This window comes from Anabaena sp. UHCC 0204 (genome assembly GCF_009711975.1).
Taxonomy (GTDB): domain Bacteria; phylum Cyanobacteriota; class Cyanobacteriia; order Cyanobacteriales; family Nostocaceae; genus Dolichospermum.
In genome coordinates this window covers 1-16869 of the sequence record NZ_VIKW01000056.1, presented here as the reverse complement: position 1 = coordinate 16869, position 16869 = coordinate 1, and the positions used below count along the sequence as shown (strand labels likewise).

General features: G+C 34.9%; 20 protein-coding genes. 9 read left to right on the top strand and 11 right to left on the bottom strand.

Features of this window, described 5'->3' with window-relative positions; genetic code table 11:
• A partial coding sequence (locus FJR04_RS23585) for a type II toxin-antitoxin system PemK/MazF family toxin (protein WP_168499434.1) occupies positions 1–194 on the top strand: 194 nt, incomplete at its 5' end.
• Between the two features lie 4 nt (positions 195–198).
• Positions 199–528, top strand: coding sequence for a XisI protein (locus FJR04_RS23580; protein WP_168499432.1), 330 nt, complete (start codon positions 199–201; stop codon positions 526–528).
• A 182-nt stretch (positions 529–710) separates the two neighbouring features.
• Here the strand turns inward: FJR04_RS23580 and FJR04_RS23575 are convergent, their stop codons facing one another.
• From FJR04_RS23575 to FJR04_RS23565, 3 genes are all read right to left on the bottom strand, one after another.
• Complete coding sequence (locus FJR04_RS23575; protein WP_168499430.1) at positions 711–1166, bottom strand: PPC domain-containing protein; 456 nt, start codon at positions 1164–1166, stop codon at positions 711–713.
• A gap of 154 nt (positions 1167–1320) precedes the next feature.
• Positions 1321–1983: a ComF family protein gene (locus tag FJR04_RS23570; protein WP_168499428.1), complete on the bottom strand. Its 663-nt coding sequence runs from the start codon at positions 1981–1983 to the stop codon at positions 1321–1323.
• Positions 1983–2459, bottom strand: a complete 477-nt coding sequence (locus FJR04_RS23565) for a GNAT family N-acetyltransferase (RefSeq protein ID WP_168499426.1) — start codon at positions 2457–2459, stop codon at positions 1983–1985. Before FJR04_RS23565 ends, FJR04_RS23570 begins: the two co-directional genes overlap by 1 nt.
• A gap of 275 nt (positions 2460–2734) precedes the next feature.
• Between FJR04_RS23565 and FJR04_RS23560 the strand changes: the two genes are divergently transcribed.
• The 5 genes from FJR04_RS23560 to FJR04_RS23540 all read left to right on the top strand — a co-directional run bounded on the left by FJR04_RS23560 (position 2735) and on the right by FJR04_RS23540 (position 8355).
• Positions 2735–3136: a M48 family metallopeptidase gene (locus FJR04_RS23560; protein ID WP_168499424.1), complete on the top strand. Its 402-nt coding sequence runs from the start codon at positions 2735–2737 to the stop codon at positions 3134–3136.
• A gap of 88 nt (positions 3137–3224) precedes the next feature.
• Positions 3225–5507, top strand: coding sequence for an FkbM family methyltransferase (locus FJR04_RS23555; RefSeq protein WP_254445370.1), 2283 nt, complete (start codon positions 3225–3227; stop codon positions 5505–5507).
• A gap of 62 nt (positions 5508–5569) precedes the next feature.
• Positions 5570–5824, top strand: a complete 255-nt coding sequence (locus FJR04_RS23550) for a UPF0175 family protein (RefSeq protein ID WP_168499422.1) — start codon at positions 5570–5572, stop codon at positions 5822–5824.
• Between the two features lie 29 nt (positions 5825–5853).
• On the top strand, positions 5854–6000 hold the full coding sequence (locus FJR04_RS23545) for a DUF3368 domain-containing protein (RefSeq protein ID WP_254445368.1): 147 nt from the start codon (positions 5854–5856) through the stop codon (positions 5998–6000).
• Between the two features lie 198 nt (positions 6001–6198).
• Positions 6199–8355 carry a glycosyl transferase family 1 gene (locus tag FJR04_RS23540; RefSeq protein ID WP_254445366.1) on the top strand — a complete coding sequence of 719 codons (2157 nt, stop codon included), beginning with the start codon at positions 6199–6201 and terminating at the stop codon, positions 8353–8355.
• A gap of 50 nt (positions 8356–8405) precedes the next feature.
• Here the strand turns inward: FJR04_RS23540 and FJR04_RS23535 are convergent, their stop codons facing one another.
• The 8 genes from FJR04_RS23535 to FJR04_RS23500 all read right to left on the bottom strand — a co-directional run bounded on the left by FJR04_RS23535 (position 8406) and on the right by FJR04_RS23500 (position 15265).
• The gene (locus FJR04_RS23535) at positions 8406–8831 is read right to left on the bottom strand and encodes a DUF29 domain-containing protein (RefSeq protein WP_168499420.1); all 426 of its coding nucleotides are present in this window, start codon (positions 8829–8831) and stop codon (positions 8406–8408) included.
• Positions 8832–8842: 11 nt separating this feature from the next.
• Positions 8843–9310: a DUF29 domain-containing protein gene (locus FJR04_RS23530; RefSeq protein ID WP_168499418.1), complete on the bottom strand. Its 468-nt coding sequence runs from the start codon at positions 9308–9310 to the stop codon at positions 8843–8845.
• A 97-nt stretch (positions 9311–9407) separates the two neighbouring features.
• Entirely contained in the window at positions 9408–9791 is a 384-nt protein-coding gene (locus tag FJR04_RS23525) for a HEPN domain-containing protein (RefSeq protein WP_168499416.1), read from the bottom strand.
• A complete protein-coding gene (locus FJR04_RS23520) occupies positions 9788–10111 on the bottom strand; it encodes a nucleotidyltransferase domain-containing protein (protein WP_168499414.1) in 324 nt (107 codons plus the stop codon). Before FJR04_RS23520 ends, FJR04_RS23525 begins: the two co-directional genes overlap by 4 nt.
• A gap of 44 nt (positions 10112–10155) precedes the next feature.
• On the bottom strand, positions 10156–10350 hold the full coding sequence (locus FJR04_RS23515) for a hypothetical protein (RefSeq protein WP_254445365.1): 195 nt from the start codon (positions 10348–10350) through the stop codon (positions 10156–10158).
• A 293-nt stretch (positions 10351–10643) separates the two neighbouring features.
• Positions 10644–12869 (bottom strand): O-linked N-acetylglucosamine transferase, SPINDLY family protein, encoded by a 2226-nt coding sequence (locus FJR04_RS23510; protein ID WP_168499411.1) that lies wholly within the window; start codon positions 12867–12869, stop codon positions 10644–10646.
• A gap of 101 nt (positions 12870–12970) precedes the next feature.
• Positions 12971–13498, bottom strand: a complete 528-nt coding sequence (locus tag FJR04_RS23505) for a type IV pilin-like G/H family protein (RefSeq protein WP_168499410.1) — start codon at positions 13496–13498, stop codon at positions 12971–12973.
• A gap of 441 nt (positions 13499–13939) precedes the next feature.
• Positions 13940–15265, bottom strand: coding sequence for a class I SAM-dependent methyltransferase (locus tag FJR04_RS23500; protein WP_168499409.1), 1326 nt, complete (start codon positions 15263–15265; stop codon positions 13940–13942).
• Between the two features lie 368 nt (positions 15266–15633).
• Between FJR04_RS23500 and FJR04_RS23495 the strand changes: the two genes are divergently transcribed.
• Together FJR04_RS23495 and FJR04_RS23490 are read left to right on the top strand one after the other, a co-directional pair.
• Positions 15634–16524, top strand: coding sequence for an ABC transporter permease (locus FJR04_RS23495; protein ID WP_168499407.1), 891 nt, complete (start codon positions 15634–15636; stop codon positions 16522–16524).
• 74 nt (positions 16525–16598) lie between these two features.
• Complete coding sequence (locus FJR04_RS23490; protein ID WP_168499405.1) at positions 16599–16760, top strand: hypothetical protein; 162 nt, start codon at positions 16599–16601, stop codon at positions 16758–16760.
• Positions 16761–16869: the final 109 nt, after the last annotated feature.

Here is a 16869-nt window from a genome sequence, read left to right as displayed (position 1 = left end):
TATATATGCAATTTTCGGCTGGTGTGGCTGGATTAAAATCACCGTCAATTGCTCTATTAGATCAAGTGCGTGCAATTGATGTTTCCCGTATTGTGGCTTATCGTGGTAGTCTCACATCTCAACAATATACAGCGATCGCTCAAGCAATTCAACAAATAATAAAACCTGAGCAAAACCCTAATCAAAATCAATGAGCGAATGGAAAAACTAGCTAAATATCGGCAAATTGTCCGGGAATTACTAATTTCTCACGCCACCACAAATGAGCCAAATATTGAATGTCAACTCATTTTTGATACAGAACATGATCATTATCAAATTCTCGATCTTGGCTGGCAAGGACTAAATCGTATTTATGCCTGTTATATTCATTTAGATATTAAAGACGGCAAAATCTGGATTCAACATAATATGACTGAAGCTGATATTGGTCAAAAGTTAGTTGAAAAAGGAGTTCCCGCTTCAGATATTGTTTTAGGGTTGCATCCGCCATACAAACGCCCCTACACTAATTACGGTGTTGCTTAAAGTGGGGATAGTTGTAGTAGCTGCTGGAAGTGGAGATACAACTATTACTCTGTTTCCTATAGCCTAAGTTGTTATACTCAAAATGACTTAATCATTTGATTATAATGACAATAAGAGCGATCGCAATAATGGTAATAATAGGTGATTTCCTGCGTTACAATTGATAGTCTATTCAGCAAAATCTACTTCACAGGTTGTAGTTTTGTCACCTTGAGTTTAAAATTACCTACCCCAGTTTCCCCAAAAGAACGAACGCGGACAATATACGTTCCTGTTTCTGTAATGCGAGTAAATAATAGAGAATTACTTGTACCATCAGGACCATCATCATTTTCTGCTACTGTTAAACCGTTGGAAGCTAATAGCGTAATAATGCTGTCAAAGTTTTCCGATGATAAATCAATAGATAAATTATCACCCTTCTCTAACTTAACTGAATAATCACGCGCAAATCCCCCTTGTCCCGTGGGAATATCTTGATCTGAGAGGGTATCGGAAATTTCTGTAAAATTAGTTAAAGGAATGGGACTATATAAGTTATTTTGTGCTGAAGCTGTTTTGATAAAAATGCCCATTGTTAGCAATGTGGCTGGAATAATTAAAATGTGTCTAAAAACCATTGCAAAAGTTTTTTTCATAAATTTAAATAGTTTCGGGCGATTATAAATCACTACTACACAAACAAAGTCCGTCTTCACGGACTAACAGAAAATTAAGGTTTCCAAACCCACGCAGGTGGGTTTCGTCTGCGTAGCTGCGACTTCTAGTCGCCCAGGCTTTTCTAATATAGCTTTATATTTCTTTGTTTGTCGTGGCAACAGCAGCTACACCCAAGACTTTAATTTCATGTGCTGTGAGTGTCTTCACAGCCACTTTGACAGTCGCACCAGTCGTATAAATATCATCCACTAATAATATTGGTATATTTGGGCGACGACGCAAATCTTTACCAATGACAAAAGCATCTACTAAGTTTTCTTGTCTTTCGGCTGGGGATAAACTAAATAATGCTTCAGTTTCCTTAATGCGTTCTAAACCATTGACTTTTAATTTGTATCCTGTAATATTACAAAAACCTTCCGCTATTAATGCTGCTTGATTAAAACCTCGTTGTTTTTGTTTTTTCGGGTGCATGGGAATAGGAACAACTAGAAGTTTTTGCTGTGCTTGAGGTGAATTTAATAACCATGATTCCCCTAACCATTGTCCGAAAACATAACCAATTTGTGGCTGATTTTCATATTTTAGAGCAGCGATCGCTCTTTTGACTGCACCACCATAACTTCCCCACACAAATACAGGTAATGGCTGTTTCCATAAATAACTAGGATTTTGCTTTTGACAACTTTGGATTTGCTTTGTGCAGTATGGACAAAGTTCCCTGGGTGTAGGACGTTGACACAAAGGACAATGGGATTTCAGAAAAAGATTGAGGAGATTTTGGAATATTTTCATTATAGATATTTTACATAAATGCGATCGCACCTGGCCGTTTCTACCCCTGTTGTTGGTAGATAACCATTACTTTCATAAAGTTTAACAGCTTCAGCTAAAATACTCGCAGTTTCAATCCAAATTTGCTCAAATCCACGGAGAATAATAACTGTTTCCAATTGTTGTAATAAAAATTTTCCTAATCCGCAACCGCGCACTTTTGGTAAAAGATACATTTTCCTAATTTCTACAGCCTTTTCACCGCGATTAATGGGATAATATGCTCCAGTCCCTACAATTTGATTTTGGTGTTCAATTACCCAAAACTCACCACCAGTTGCTAAATAATATTCTTCAATATTTAATACATCTTTATCTGCTTCTTCTGGTTGCCAAGGTAAACCGTATTCTAATAATACAGAACTAATGACTTTGGCTGCGAAAAGGCGATCGCTTTCTTGCCAATTCCGAATCACAAAATCTTGGTAAAAATACATTTCTCTTTTTCCTACTTCTGTTCTTTATATAGTAATCCTATGTAAAAATCCTAACTCAAGTTGCTAGTTATCGGGTTGAGCCTGGTAATGGGTAAGTAAATTTCTGTTTTCATCCTGTAAATCCTCTCGACTCCGCGGTAGTTGAGCGTAGTCGAAACTCGATAAACACCTGATTCAGACATTTCCTTAACTAGCAGTGATAGTTTTTTTGTGCGCGTGGGTAATCTAATGACTAGGAGGAGTGCTGCAATTTAGACAACAGCAATTTTTGATATATGGCTATTTCAGGAGATGATTACTTAGTTCAGCGCGGTAAGCAGATTGCTCAAAAGAAAAGAATTGTTACATATATTGGGCTTGTATCTTTCGGTGGTTCTATGCTGTTTGGAGGGGTAAATACAATCAAACAGGCTTGGGAAAAACCACAGCAACCAATAGTTCAATCTGCTGAGACTGAATTACAGAAACAGGTTAAGGGTTATGAATTGGTTTTGCAGCGTGAACCAAATAATCAAGTTGCGCTGGAGAAGTTGTCTATTATTCGGTTACAATCTGGAGATACGAAAGGAGCGATCGCCCTCATGGAAAGGTTAGTTAAACTACATCCTGATAGACAAGATTATCAGACTGTATTGGCGAATATGAAGAAAGGAATGGGGGAGAGCGATCGCCCTTAGAGGTGTCTACTACTTTCAGTAGAAACACAATTATCTCTAATAAAAAAGAAGAGAAAAATTTAATTAAGGTAGTAGAAATTCTAAAGTTATGTTTATTTCCTATGCTCAAAACTTTGAAGACGTTTTACTAAATCGCGTATTTAAGTATAAAACGCGAGGTTTTTATATTGATGTCGGAGCTTTACATCCAACTTTTGATTCAGTAACCAAAGCTTTTTATGATCGTGGATGGTCAGGAATAAATATAGAACCAATAAAAGAGAACTGTAATATATTTCATCAAGAACGCCCAAGAGATATTAACTTAAATATTGCTTTAAGTAATTCAGAAGGCAACCTAGAGTTTTTTGAAGTAGTAGGACAACCTGGAAACTCTACTCTGAATAAAGAAATAGCTTATGAAATAGCCAAAGAAAAAGATTTAGCTGTTTCTCAATATACAGTTGCTGTAAAAACTTTAGCGTCAATTTGCAAAGAGTACGTCAATCAGAAAATTGATTTTCTCAAAATTGATGTTGAAGGTTTAGAAGAAAATGTGATTGTAAGTGGTAACTGGGAAATATTTAGACCAACGGTATTAGTAATAGAAACAACTCAACCAAACACTAACATTCGTTGTAAAAATAATATTCCTCAAATTTTAATAGACAAAGGTTACAAACACGTATTTTTTGATGGAATTAATGATTATTATATAGCCGTAGAATCAGAAGATTTGGCAAAACATTTTGCTTATCCAGTCAACATTTTAGATTTTTATGTAAATTACCGATTTGTAGAACAACAAAAACAAATCAATGAATTAAATAGAATACTAAACTCAACAAATAATTCAATCCCAATGATTCAAACTACAAATCTTCAGTCAGTTCAGTCAGAGAATATAAATTTATTGAAACCAACTATTCTCATTGATGGTGTATTTTTCCAAAACTATCAAACAGGAATTGCTAGAGTTTGGCGCAGTCTGCTGGAACAATGGGCAAACACAGACTTTGCTAATCATATCATAGTCCTAGATAGAGCCAATACAGCACCTAAAATTAATGGCATTAGTTATCGGACAATTTCTCCCTATCACTATAACAATGCCGAAGCTGATAAACAGATGCTTCAAGAAATATGTGAACAAGAAGCAGCAGAATTATTTATTTCCACCTACTACACCACTCCCATTGAAACCCCTTCAGTATTTATGGCTTATGACATGATTCCTGAATTATTAGGGGGAAACTTAAATGAACCAATGTGGCGTGAGAAACATCACGGTATACAACACGCATTAGCTTATATTTCTATCTCTGAAAATACAGCCAAAGACATACATAAATGTTTTCCTGATATACCTTTAGAATCAATTACTGTTGCTCATTGTGGTGTAGATCCTCTTTTCTCTCCTGCTTCTGAAGATGAAATTAAAACCTTTAAATATAAATATGGCATTCATAAACCATACTTTTTATTAGTTGGTACTGGTCCTGGTTATAAGAATGGTCTTTTGTTCTTCCAAGCTTTCTCAAAATTAGCTAGTAATCAGGGATTTGATATTATTTGTACTGGTATTGGCGGAAAATTAGCACCAGAGTTTAGAGCATATACATCAGGCAATGTTGTACATCTTCTACAACTAAGTGATGAAGAACTAGCACTAGCTTACTCTGGTGCAGTGGCACTAGTTTATCCTTCTAAATATGAAGGTTTTGGAATGCCTGTATTAGAAGCAATAGCTTGTGGTTGTCCAGTCATTACCTGTCCTAATGCTTCAATACCAGAAGTCATAGGAGAAGCCGCTATCTATGTTAATGATAATGATGTGGAAGCATTGGTAAATGCTCTGTGTGAAGTTCAGAAACCGAATATTAGGAAAACATTAATTACCGCAGGTTTAGCACAGTCTAAAAAGTTCTCTTGGACAAAAATGGCTGAAACTGTTAGTAAGGCTTTAATAGGTACAACTTTATTATCTTTAAATCTCAAGGAAACTAATTTAATTATATTCCCAGATTGGTCACAACCGGAAGATGAATTAGGGTTGGAGTTACAACAGGTAATTCAATCATTAGCAAATCATCCTGAAAATGAAAAAATTACTCTACTAATTAACACAAGTAATATTGATACTGAAGAAGCCACAATGTTTATATCTAGTATCGCCATGAATTTATTAATGGAAGAAGATTTAGATATTAGTGATAGCATCAATATTTCCCTAATAACTGAGTTAGGGAATATGCAATGGGAATCTTTATTACCACACATTTATGGCAGAATCGTTTTGAAAAATGAAGATAGTATAGCTTTAGCAAAACTATCTGTAGAAAAGTTACAAAGTTATCAAATAGATAGCTTGGTAAATAAGAATATGCCATAAGTACATGAAAACTGTTGTAAAATAAGGTAAAGTATGGCGAAATTCTCCATTATTCCCAATTTATGAAAACCGTATCCATTCAATTACCGGAAACAGTATTTTCTTCACTCCGTAAAAATCCTGAAGAATTTATTCAGGAAATGAGAATTGCTGCCGCAGTTAAATGGTATGAGATAGGTAACATCTCCCAAAATAAAGCAGCAGAAATATCAGGCTTAACTCGTACACAATTTATCAATGCTTTATCTCGTTATCAAGTTGATTTTATGCAATATACTGCGGAAGAATTGGCGGAGGAAATGGCGAATGTTGATTAATCGTATTATTATTAAATTTTCCCCTCTTATTGTTTTGTTCAAAAGTCAACAAGCCCAATTACTCCCACAATTTAGCAAAAAAACGTGGACTTATTCCTACTATATCTCCAGGAATTCAGGCTTTACGTGACGCTGGTTTATGGCTATCAGATAGCATAGTAGATATAAGTAGGTGAACAGAAAAATTTAAAGGTATGTGAAGAAAAGTAAAATCGCCCAAAACTCTCTTCCTGTTCCCTGTTCCCTGTTCCCTGTTCCCTTGCTCCAACGACAATTTTTAACGCCTACCTACTTACTTAAATATCAAGCAGGTGAATAAAATAGACCTCCGTATATTAAACCCTTGTCAAACTCAAGATCATAAAAATTTAAACATGGGAACAAATACATCAACTAACCAAACAAAAATATCTAATATATTAGAATTTCTGGAAATAACTCCAGAGAATATTCACATTATTATCTTCCCTGATTGGCAACAACCAGAAGAATCACTATTGTTAGAATTAGATCAAGCTATTAAAGCTGTAGTAACTCATCCTGATAGTCATCAGATAACATTGCTGATAGATATAAATGGCATTAATATAGAAGAAGCCAATTTATTTTTATCAGCCGTGGCTATGAATTTACTCATAGCGGAAAGTTTTGATATAACTGCCGAATGTGAAATTTCTCTACTAGAAGATATAAATGAATTTGAAAGAGAGGATTTAACCAGTTTTATTCATGCAACAATTACTCTAAAACATCAAAATTTGCCAGCATTAACAGCATTTAAAATCAAGAATGTTCCCTCTTATGAGATAGAAAGTTTCAGTAATATTCCCCTAATTCAATTAATTTTAAATTTGGGTAATAGATTATTTTCAGAACTTCAATGGCAAGATGCGAGTGAACAATACACAAAATATATACAAATTAACTCAGAAGATGCAGAGATTTATTGGCGTTTAAGTCAGTGTTATCGAAATTTGAACCAGCTACATAAATCTTTTAGTATCCTCAAAGAAGGCATTAAAAATCACCCCAATAATCCAAGGTTGCATTTTTCATTAATTATAGATTTACGAGTAAATGGGTATAATCAAGAAGCAATCATCAGTGCTGAAAATGCTTGTCAATTATTACCTAATGATTATACTTTTCAAATACTTAAATATTTAACAGTCCCGACTATCTACGACAACCAAGAAGAAATCCCATTTTATCGCCAGAGATATATTCAAGGACTACAAAATTTAATTCAGCAAACATCTTTAAAAACTGCCGAAGAACGAAGCAATGCTTTAGCTGGGATAGGTAGATTAACTAACTTTTATCTTTCTTATCAAGCACAAAATGATGTAGATTTACAACGCCAATATGGAAAATTAGTAAATGAGATTATGGCAGCTAATTTTCCGCAGTGGGTTGTACCTTTATCTATGCCAGAAATACAACCACAGGAAAAAATTCGCATTGGCTATGTTTCCCATTACCTACATACCTACAGCGGCACACTGTGGTTAACTGGGTGGTTGCGCTACTGTGATCATCAAAACTTTGAAATCTACTGTTACTATACAGGTAATCAGCCAGATCGAATGACTCAACAATTAAAAGAAGATAGTGATTTTTTCTATCATCTTCCTCATAACTTACCAGCAGTTTGTGAACAAATAGTTGCTGATAAATTACACATTTTAGTTTATCCTGAAATTGGTATGGACCCATCAACTATGCAAATGGCCGGTTTACGACTTGCACCAGTGCAATGTGTAGCTTGGGGACATCCTGTGACAACTGGTTTACCAACTATTGATTATTTTTTATCTAGTGAATTAATGGAAGGAGAAAACCCCCAAGAACATTACTCAGAAAAATTAATTCTCTTACCTAATATTGGTGTTTCTTATCCTAAACCTTCTATTCCCCCAGTTGTTAAATCTCGCTCAGATTATGGTTTAAGTGATGATGACGTTCTTTATTTATGTTGTCAAGCACCTTTTAAATATTTACCGCAATATGATTTTATATTGGCAGAAATTGCTAGTCGTATTCCCCAAGCCAAATTTGTATTTTTACGCGGTACTGTATTAAAGCCTCGGTTAGAACGTGCCTTTGCTGCTTTAGGATTGAATAGTGAAGATTACTGTGTCCATCTCACCATACCAGAAAGGTTAGATTATCTGATGATTAACCTATTATCAGATGTTTATCTTGATACGTTTACCTGGTCTGGTGGTAATACTAGCCTAGAAGCGATCGCTTGTAATATCCCTATAGTAACTTGTCCTGGGGAATTTATGCGTGGTCGTCACACAGATAGTTTCCTGAAACTTTTAGGAGTAACAGATACCATTGCTAAAAATGAAGCAGAATATATCGAAATAGCTGTTAAATTAGGATTAGATACAGCATGGCGAAAGAGCATTGTAGAAAGAATGAGTCAGAATCAAGACCGTGTTTTTGATGACAAAACCTGTGTTGTCGGTTTAGAAGCATTTTATAAACAGGTTGTAGAAGAGAAATTAGCTTCAATCTCATAATACAATATCCACTACACAAAGAATTTAAACCAAAATTTACTTTCCCAACTTTAATTTAGTTCAATATCATGGCTTAAAACTTCTGTGATGTCATAAGGACAGTTTAAGGGAAAATCTAAATCAGTTTCTTTGGTAGCATCTAAACTCGCATTCAGATAAACTTTTTTGAGCCAATCATCAGCAAGATATTTTTGTAAACTAGGACTATCTTCTAAATAGAAAGCAATATTATTTCTCTCTCTTTTAATGGTTATTTGCCAACTTCGGGATCGTTTTTCCGGTTGATAATCCCAGTTGAGTAAATGATGAATAATTAAACGCAGACTACTAAGAAGTTTATCTCTTTCTCGTTTGGACAAATCTTTAATTTCCTCCACTAAGTTTTCAATATCTAATTCATGGAATTGTCTTTGTTGTAATTTTGCAGCCATTTCTTCAGCCCAATAAGCATAATCTTTGTCGTAAAGACTGGTCATTATTTTCTACCTCATGAATGTTTCTCAGGATACCAATTATCATCTAATAATTGTTCTAAGGAATAGGGACAATTATCAGGAAATAGGTTTGATGATAATCCTGTTTTTTTACTAACTAACTTTCGAGAAAGTTGATAAATTTCTTCTAACTCTAAAATTAACTTGTTTTTCAAACTCGTAGTTAAATTATGATTTAAATCATATCTAAAAGCGATAATTTCTCCCTCCCAATGGGAACAATTTCGATCATATTCCTGATGCCAATATTGTAGCAATAAAAGATGAATGATAATCTGTCTTAAAAGACTTCTAACCTTGTTTAAATTATTTCTTCCCAAACTTTCTAGCTCCTCAATTAAATTATCTATGTCTAAATTTTCTAATTTTTTGGTTTTTAAAAGTTTAATGGTTTCTTCTAACCAAAGATAATCGTCAATTTCATACAGTTGTTGTAGTTGATCTTGTGTTATGTTTAACATAATATAAATTCCTCTTTGTTAGTAGTGGTCATTTATAATGATGTATTTATCATCACATCATAGTAATGATCGCCCCTAATTTAAAGATTAACATAATTTATATCTGTTGACTTAAATATTGATTGGTGAAATTTAGTATTTCTTCAGCTTGAACTATCAATTTATCAGCATCTTCTTTGTTTAAATCAGGGTTAACATCATAATCACCTCTATTTCTTTGATCCTGAGCATCAATGAGATAACGATGATATTTACTAGGAATTTTCTTAGTTTTTACTAAGTATTTACCTACAGCAGAAATCACAGCAGCATGACTAGAATAAGATAAATTTTCATTTAATAACAAAGCTTCTGCTAAATAAAACATACTATAATAACATCTAGAAACTGCAAATTCAGGATAATTTTGCTTATTCAAATCTCTAGCAGCATTTAAGCTCCTTTCTGCCTTAATTAATAAATATTTCTGTTCATCATTCATAAAATCACTCCCTCTTTTCTAATATTCATAAAAAAAGGAGTATTTTTAGAGTTAAAATCTTTAGTTTCAGCAAAAACGCGAGAAATAACCAAATCAAATTCTAAAGATAATTCAGAAATAAAAACACTTGTTTTTTCGATTTCTTGAGAATAGTTAAACGGTTCTTTTAATACAATTAAAATATCTACATCAGAATCAGCATGATGATCACCTCTAGCACGAGAACCAAACAAAATAACTTGATCTAAATTATCTTGATAGGTTTTTTGGATGAATGTTTTAACTTTATCTAAAATTTTATTTACTGTTGGTGTTTCCATATTGTGATTATTTCTGTTACTTTCACAAAATTACATGATTATTTTTACTCTAATATTTGATTATTTACTGTATCCTGATACTTTTTAATTTTTGTATATAAACTAGCAACTGTTTCTTCAGCAAATAATTTTTCCTTAGTCTGTAAATAATCACCTTCACCAAGATTACAAGCAGCCCAAAATTTTAAAACTTTTGATGGTTCTAAATGTGTCAATAGAACTTGAATGACTTCTTGCATATTTTTTTCATTAATAACTTTAATTTTCATTGTACAACAAATTCCAGATAAATAACCCAAGTCGCTAGTTATCTAGTTGAGGCTGGTAATAGGTGATAAAATCCAGTTTTCATCCTGTACATCCTTAAATCCTGGACATCCTGATTCTGACAATTTCTCTAACTAGCAACTTAAGTTAAATATAATTATTATATTTCCTGTTTAGGTTTCTTTATGGTAATATTCTCCTAATATACCTCATTATAATCAAAGCTACAATAAATGTTGGGTTTCCTTGCGTCAACCCAACCTACTTATTTTTTACTATCAATGTACTTTTCCCACATCTGCTGATAAGCATTCTCCATTTCCCGTGCAAATTTCTTACCATTCCACAGGGGAGATGTTGTCCTAGATTGTCGCAGTTTCCACGATATTTGCTGTCTTAATTCTGCATCTTTACCCAACCTTATACCCCACTCTACATACTCATCTTCACTCCAAGTAATCCCTTCAGTTACTCCCACATTCATCATCATAGTGTAGCTATTACGGGCGGCAAATTGTTTGCCAACGTGAGTAACTAAGGGAATACCCATCCATAAAGTCTCTAGAGTAGTTGTTGCTCCATTATAAGGATAAGTATCCAGTACAACATCAGATATGGCTAAATTGGCTCTATGAATCAATTCTGATGGTGCTGAAGGTAAGAAACGCAATTTATCAGAGTTTACTCCCTCTTCTTCAGCTATTTGCTCAAAAAATGTCTTGATTGATTGCTCATCTGTATTTAAGCCCTTAATTAAAAAGTAACTATTGGGTACTTCTTTGAGGATTCTCATTTGTAATCGCACATTGTCAGGATGGCGTTTGAATCCAGTTTGAGAGCTAAAATAGATAATTGCATTATTAGGAATATCCAGTTCATCCCGACGCAAATTAGGCGTTGATACTTCAAAACCATCTACAGCAATATAGGTATCTGGTAAACGCCAAATTTTTTCAGTATAGTAATCTTGAGCATCACTAGGCAACACATAAGGATCGCCGATAAAGTAATCAATTGCCGGCATTCCTGATCCATCATAACCCAACCATGTTACCTGGATTGGAGCAGGTTTAAGAGCTAAAATACCACATCCTACTAAGGATGTAATACTATCTAAATCAACTAAAATATCAATTTGATCGTTGTATATTTGCTCGGAAATTTGTGAGATGTCTATCGGTAATTGGTGAAAATTCGCCCCGAACTTATCAATAAAATCTTGTTGCAAATAATCATCTGATGACTTATGCAAAGAATAAAGATGAATTTCAAAATTATTTTGATCGTGATAATTCAATAGCCATCTAGCTAACCAGCCTACTGAATGTCGGCGAAAACACTCAGATAAATAGCCTATTTTTAGAGGTTTTTGATGATTAATAACGCTAGAATTACGTTTTTGATAACGAGATACTTGTTCTGGAAAACATGATTGTAATCCAGCTTGACCAACATTTCCTATCTGATTTCTCAGTGGTCTATTTGTTTGGGGAAGATCCTCAAAATATAATAAAAATGCGCCTATAGGTAACAATTTCAGCCAATAAATAAGATCGAGATATATTGATCCTGGTGTATTAAATAAAGAACTTAAAAAACCTTTGTGTTCTTGATAAATTTTATGAGCCTTATACCATTGACCTCCGGGCTTCATCAGGCTAACAAGAATATGATGCGTGGCAATAATTTTTTCTGGTAGCAGTGTTGCTTTTTCAAGGCATTTTTCTGCTAAGTTAATAGCTTCTTGAGTTTTATCACCACCTGCAAGTTCCAGAAAAGCTACAACTCGTAACATCAGTTTGATATCATCTGGAAAAATCTTTGTACAAAATTGAGCAATTTCTGCGGCTAACTTATATTGACCAGATCCATCTATTACAGTAGCTTTGTTTATAAATATTTGAGATAAAGAGAGCAAATCAACAATATAGGGAATACAAACTTCCGCAAATTTAATGGTTAGTGGGGAACTAGGCTGACAATCTAAAGTTTTTTCGATTAAATCTAATAATACATTTTGTGGAATATCATGGGCTAAGTTGCCTTGATCTAAAATTTCAATTACTTGTTGTAAGCTACTATCTTCTTCTGAGAACTCCCCAGCCAACACTGATAGCTTTACAGTTTGCAATAAGTTGTTTAGATCTGGCAAAATGATTTCATCAATGTGCCGTCTAATCAACCAGGCATTTTTATAATTGAGAATATCGGCTTGTCGCTCCGCTTCGGCAGATAATATGGATAATAATTCAGCGGTGTATGGTTCAGCATCTTCTGCTTCTAGGATGGGTGTCATCCAGATGAACTGTGCATCTGCTTCTTGTCCTTGAAGCAATAATGCCAATCCTAAATACCAGTAATTAGATGTCTCGGATGGGTTAGCATTAATTGCTTGCTCACAAATATTTTCTAACTGGGGATAATCACCCAGACAAAGATAGTTTTTAATTTGCTGCTGCAAATTGGTTGTGTTAGAAGCATCCAAACTCATAACTAATCTAAACCCCCTAAAATAAATAAGAGACAGCCAGGTAGAACAAGTCTATCTAACTATCTCTATAAATCTAAAACTGAAGAGGACAAAGAAACAGCCTACTTCAATTCTTCACTGGTACTACCACATGTAATACCCGAAGTAGTATTGAAGGCCACGCTTGCAGGTGTAGCGGTGCCAGGAGTGACGGCTTTTTCAATACAACCTAAGGCAGTGGTTTGACCTGAAGTCAAGATCATCACACCACCAGCTAGACCCTTCAATGAGGCTGGATCTACTGGAGTAGCAGTAAATGTGGTTGATGTGAGGTCGGTGCCTGTGGGAATTCCATAAACGTAGTTAGGAGTTTGGGTAGGAATCCCAATTTGTAACGCTGTGAGATCAGTTGCAAATGTAGGTTGCTCAATCCGATAACCTTGTTGCGCTCTGTTAACTGAACCAACGTAGGTTTTCGCTTCTGATTGTTTAGCTTTTGCAGCTTGGTTCAAGAAGGAAGGTAGAGCGATAGCGGATAGAATACCGATGATGATGATTACAACTAACAATTCAATGAGGGTGAAACCTTCGTTGTCTTTCTTTTTGCCGAGGATGTGTTGGATGAATTTAGCTTTTAGTTCAGTTTTCATAGTAGTTTTCCTTGGGGTGGTGTGTTGTTTGTTTCTCTATGCAAATAACTTACCCACATCTGATCAGTTTCATATCACCCCACGAAAAATATTTTTTTATCATCTATCTTAATAGGCTAAAACCTTTGTGTAGAGAGACTTTTACCTGGAAGCTTGGTAGTAAGGACTTTAGTCCTTCTCATATCATCTCTAGCTTGTGCGATAAATCGCACACTACGAATATGGAAGCTTGGTAGTGAGGACTTTAGTCCTCCTCATATCTCCTCTAGCTTGTGCGATAAATCGCACACTACGAACCTGGAAGCTTAGTAGTGAGGACTTTAGTCCTCCTCATATCATCTCTAGCTTGTGCGATAAATCGCACACTACGAACCTGGAAGCTTAGTAGTGAGGACTTTAGTCTTCCTCATATCATCTCTAGCTTGTGCGATAAATCGCACACTACGAACTAGAATCAAGCATAATATAATCAAAATCGTGCAAGACTAAAAGCAGCTTTTGTAATAAGTGAAAAACTTTCAATTTGTCTATAAGTTGTCCTGTACAAGGATCAATAGGTCTAAATGCTTGCCAGTATTCAACTAGAGACATCATTGATAGAGGTTTCTCAAACAAGAGTAGTAAGCAAAGAGCCGTTGAGCTATCTACATAAACCACTTCTTCACTGAAAGCATATTTACGGATAGGAAAAGTTTTACCTTCGCTAACGCAAGCAATAACTTCTGTTTTGAAGTCAGGAGTTTTTAACTCTGGATGTAGATGTACCGTTGCATTTTCCCACTCAGAATCAGACCATTCAGAAACTGGGACAAAAAGATGTGCTGCTTGGGGATGTCCACACCAAAAATCTAATAATCTATGCACAGGGTGGAGCAGTTCAAATAAATGTAAACTATCTTCTGTAGATATCTCTAATAAACCCATTGCCAGAAAAGCAGGTAAATTATCTGGTGCTTTGAATAAGTTCATCAAGTCCCATGCTCGCCAGTTTCTCATCTTGATCAACTCTAAATCAGCCGACCTTAAAGCAGAAAACATATCATTAATAGTGTAACCCTTATCTCCTTGAAATAAGAAATTCATGAGAATATGTTCTTTTCTTGCTTCTCCTTGAGAGTATGAATCCCAAGTCTTATCTTTGAGATCGACATTATCCTTCAAAGCCGTCATGAAATCTACAACAATATCTATTTCTAAATCTTCTGGGTTACTATCCATCAAACCCATCATTGTAAATAGTTTTTGAGCGCGAAAATAATCAAATCTCTGAAATGAACTATGTAGGTTAGTACGAATAATCCCCTCTGGCTTTAATACAGTCTTCAATGCTTGCAAAGCCACAGATATATCAGGAAAAAGATAGAGAACTTCATCACAATTAATATAATCAAATTGATAATTTAGTTTATCTAAATCATATATTGATAAAACATGAAATTCAGCATTATCAAAACCATGATATTCTAAACGCTGTCGTGCAAGTTTAACAGACTCCTGGGATATATCAACACCAACAATTTTTGCCCCAGGATTAGCTTTTGCTAAAATCAGAGATTTATAGCCAGTACCACATCCAGCATCTAAAATTACTTTGTCTTTGGTGTCTATAACTTTCTGATTTCTCAGATAATAAGAGGTAATTATGTTATGAATGTAAAGTGAATTTACATCATCTTGCGGAGATTTATCAAGAGGATCATTAGGATAGGGCAAAGTATCAAATTGTTGACGGATTTTATCCCATAAATCAGATGTTGAATTTGTCATTTTAAACTCTTTTAATAGTCAGTTAATGATGATATTTATTAGTTATTTAGCAATGTTTGATTCAATGTCTCTATCTCTTTTGGCTCAAAGTTAGATATGTAATTTATATCACTTGAGGACTAAAATCCTCACTACGAGCTTTTATGCTTTCAAACTATTATTCCATGAGAGCGATCGCTTGCTGTTGGTAAAATCCATTTTGTCGAAATTGCAAATAATTTATGATTTTTGTTTCACGCAGAGACGCAGAGGCGCAAAGGTACGAGTTTTCTGGCTCTGTGAGGGAATGCACTACAGGAGGCGCTGCGTCTACTATACTTTATTTGAGGTAGAGCCTCATGTTTATATTCCCAGTTCTGAATTTCCCAATGACGATTACAAAAAAGCGATTACCAAATTTGTTTAAATTTACGAAAAATCAGACCCTCTCCCAGCGATTAATGCTGATTGGGTTATGTATGACTTTATTTTTCATCTTCTTAGCCTTTTTTGCACCTGTTTTTCAATCTTGGGGGTGGTTACAAAATCCTAAAGAATTTCTCTCAAATCCTATCCATGAACCACCTTCGGCTAAACATTGGTTTGGAACAAGTCGTTTAGGTTATGATGTCTTTTCTCGGACTATGTTTGGTGTGCAAGCGGCGTTACAAGTGGTAATTTTAGCTACTTCCCTGAGTATGATCGTCGGTGTGCCGTTGGGAATGGTAAGCGGTTATTTAGGGGGAAAATTAGATAAAATCTTGCTATTTCTCATGGATAGTATTTATACTTTGCCAGGATTACTACTGTCAGTAACATTGGCTTTTGTGGTGGGGAGAGGAATCTTAAATGCAGCGATCGCCATTAGTATAGCCTATATTCCTCAATATTATCGCGTAGTCCGTAACCACACAGTCAGCGTCAAAACTGAAGTATACATCGAAGCTGCACAAGCAATGGGCGCTTCTACTTGGGTAGTCTTATCAAGGTATTTATTTTTCAACGTGATTCAAAGTGTCCCCGTCCTCTTTACTCTCAACGCCGCAGATGCCATATTAGTTTTAGGCGGTTTAGGATTTTTAGGGTTAGGATTACCTGAAGAAGTACCTGAATGGGGATATGATTTAAAACAAGCTCTAGAAGCACTACCTACAGGCATTTGGTGGACTACTCTCTTTCCTGGTTTAGCAATGACAACCTTAGTTGTAGGGTTATCACTACTTGGTGAGGGGTTGAATGAGTTTGTCAATCCTCGTCTGAGAAGAGAAAATAGGCAATAGTCATTGGTGATTGGTCATTGGTGATTGGTCATTGGTCAACTAACAAAAATGTAATTATTAATTGAGAGAGTTGTGTGAACGATAATATTACTTTAATTGCGGCTGCTACAGGTGGGTTAATGCTTTCTGTAGCTTTATCTGGTATTTTAAAAGGCGCACCGATTATAGATTGGCAACAGGTACACAAAAGTTCATACCCAGTTGCGAATGTGCAAATGATTAATAAAAAGAATTGATTATCTATTTGAGCTTGAACAGTTAATCAATAGTTGATTTCTAGTACAGCACGGCGTAAGTTAAGCAACGATTAAAAATGCCTAAAAAGCCTGTTTAATCTGCAATACC

What these genes read in the sequence shown, in the direction of transcription:
- FJR04_RS23580 (WP_168499432.1), top strand. Translation starts at nt 199, where the DNA reads ATGGAAAAACTAGCTAAATATCGGCAAATTGTCCGGGAATTACTAATT.
- FJR04_RS23575 (WP_168499430.1), bottom strand. Translation starts at nt 1,166, where the DNA reads ATGAAAAAAACTTTTGCAATGGTTTTTAGACACATTTTAATTATTCCA.
- FJR04_RS23570 (WP_168499428.1), bottom strand. Translation starts at nt 1,983, where the DNA reads ATGAAAATATTCCAAAATCTCCTCAATCTTTTTCTGAAATCCCATTGT.
- FJR04_RS23565 (WP_168499426.1), bottom strand. Translation starts at nt 2,459, where the DNA reads ATGTATTTTTACCAAGATTTTGTGATTCGGAATTGGCAAGAAAGCGAT.
- FJR04_RS23560 (WP_168499424.1), top strand. Translation starts at nt 2,735, where the DNA reads ATGGCTATTTCAGGAGATGATTACTTAGTTCAGCGCGGTAAGCAGATT.
- FJR04_RS23555 (WP_254445370.1), top strand. Translation starts at nt 3,225, where the DNA reads ATGTTTATTTCCTATGCTCAAAACTTTGAAGACGTTTTACTAAATCGC.
- FJR04_RS23550 (WP_168499422.1), top strand. Translation starts at nt 5,570, where the DNA reads ATGAAAACCGTATCCATTCAATTACCGGAAACAGTATTTTCTTCACTC.
- FJR04_RS23540 (WP_254445366.1), top strand. Translation starts at nt 6,199, where the DNA reads ATGGGAACAAATACATCAACTAACCAAACAAAAATATCTAATATATTA.
- FJR04_RS23535 (WP_168499420.1), bottom strand. Translation starts at nt 8,831, where the DNA reads ATGACCAGTCTTTACGACAAAGATTATGCTTATTGGGCTGAAGAAATG.
- FJR04_RS23530 (WP_168499418.1), bottom strand. Translation starts at nt 9,310, where the DNA reads ATGTTAAACATAACACAAGATCAACTACAACAACTGTATGAAATTGAC.
- FJR04_RS23525 (WP_168499416.1), bottom strand. Translation starts at nt 9,791, where the DNA reads ATGAATGATGAACAGAAATATTTATTAATTAAGGCAGAAAGGAGCTTA.
- FJR04_RS23520 (WP_168499414.1), bottom strand. Translation starts at nt 10,111, where the DNA reads ATGGAAACACCAACAGTAAATAAAATTTTAGATAAAGTTAAAACATTC.
- FJR04_RS23515 (WP_254445365.1), bottom strand. Translation starts at nt 10,350, where the DNA reads ATGCAAGAAGTCATTCAAGTTCTATTGACACATTTAGAACCATCAAAA.
- FJR04_RS23510 (WP_168499411.1), bottom strand. Translation starts at nt 12,869, where the DNA reads ATGAGTTTGGATGCTTCTAACACAACCAATTTGCAGCAGCAAATTAAA.
- FJR04_RS23505 (WP_168499410.1), bottom strand. Translation starts at nt 13,498, where the DNA reads ATGAAAACTGAACTAAAAGCTAAATTCATCCAACACATCCTCGGCAAA.
- FJR04_RS23500 (WP_168499409.1), bottom strand. Translation starts at nt 15,265, where the DNA reads ATGACAAATTCAACATCTGATTTATGGGATAAAATCCGTCAACAATTT.
- FJR04_RS23495 (WP_168499407.1), top strand. Translation starts at nt 15,634, where the DNA reads ATGACGATTACAAAAAAGCGATTACCAAATTTGTTTAAATTTACGAAA.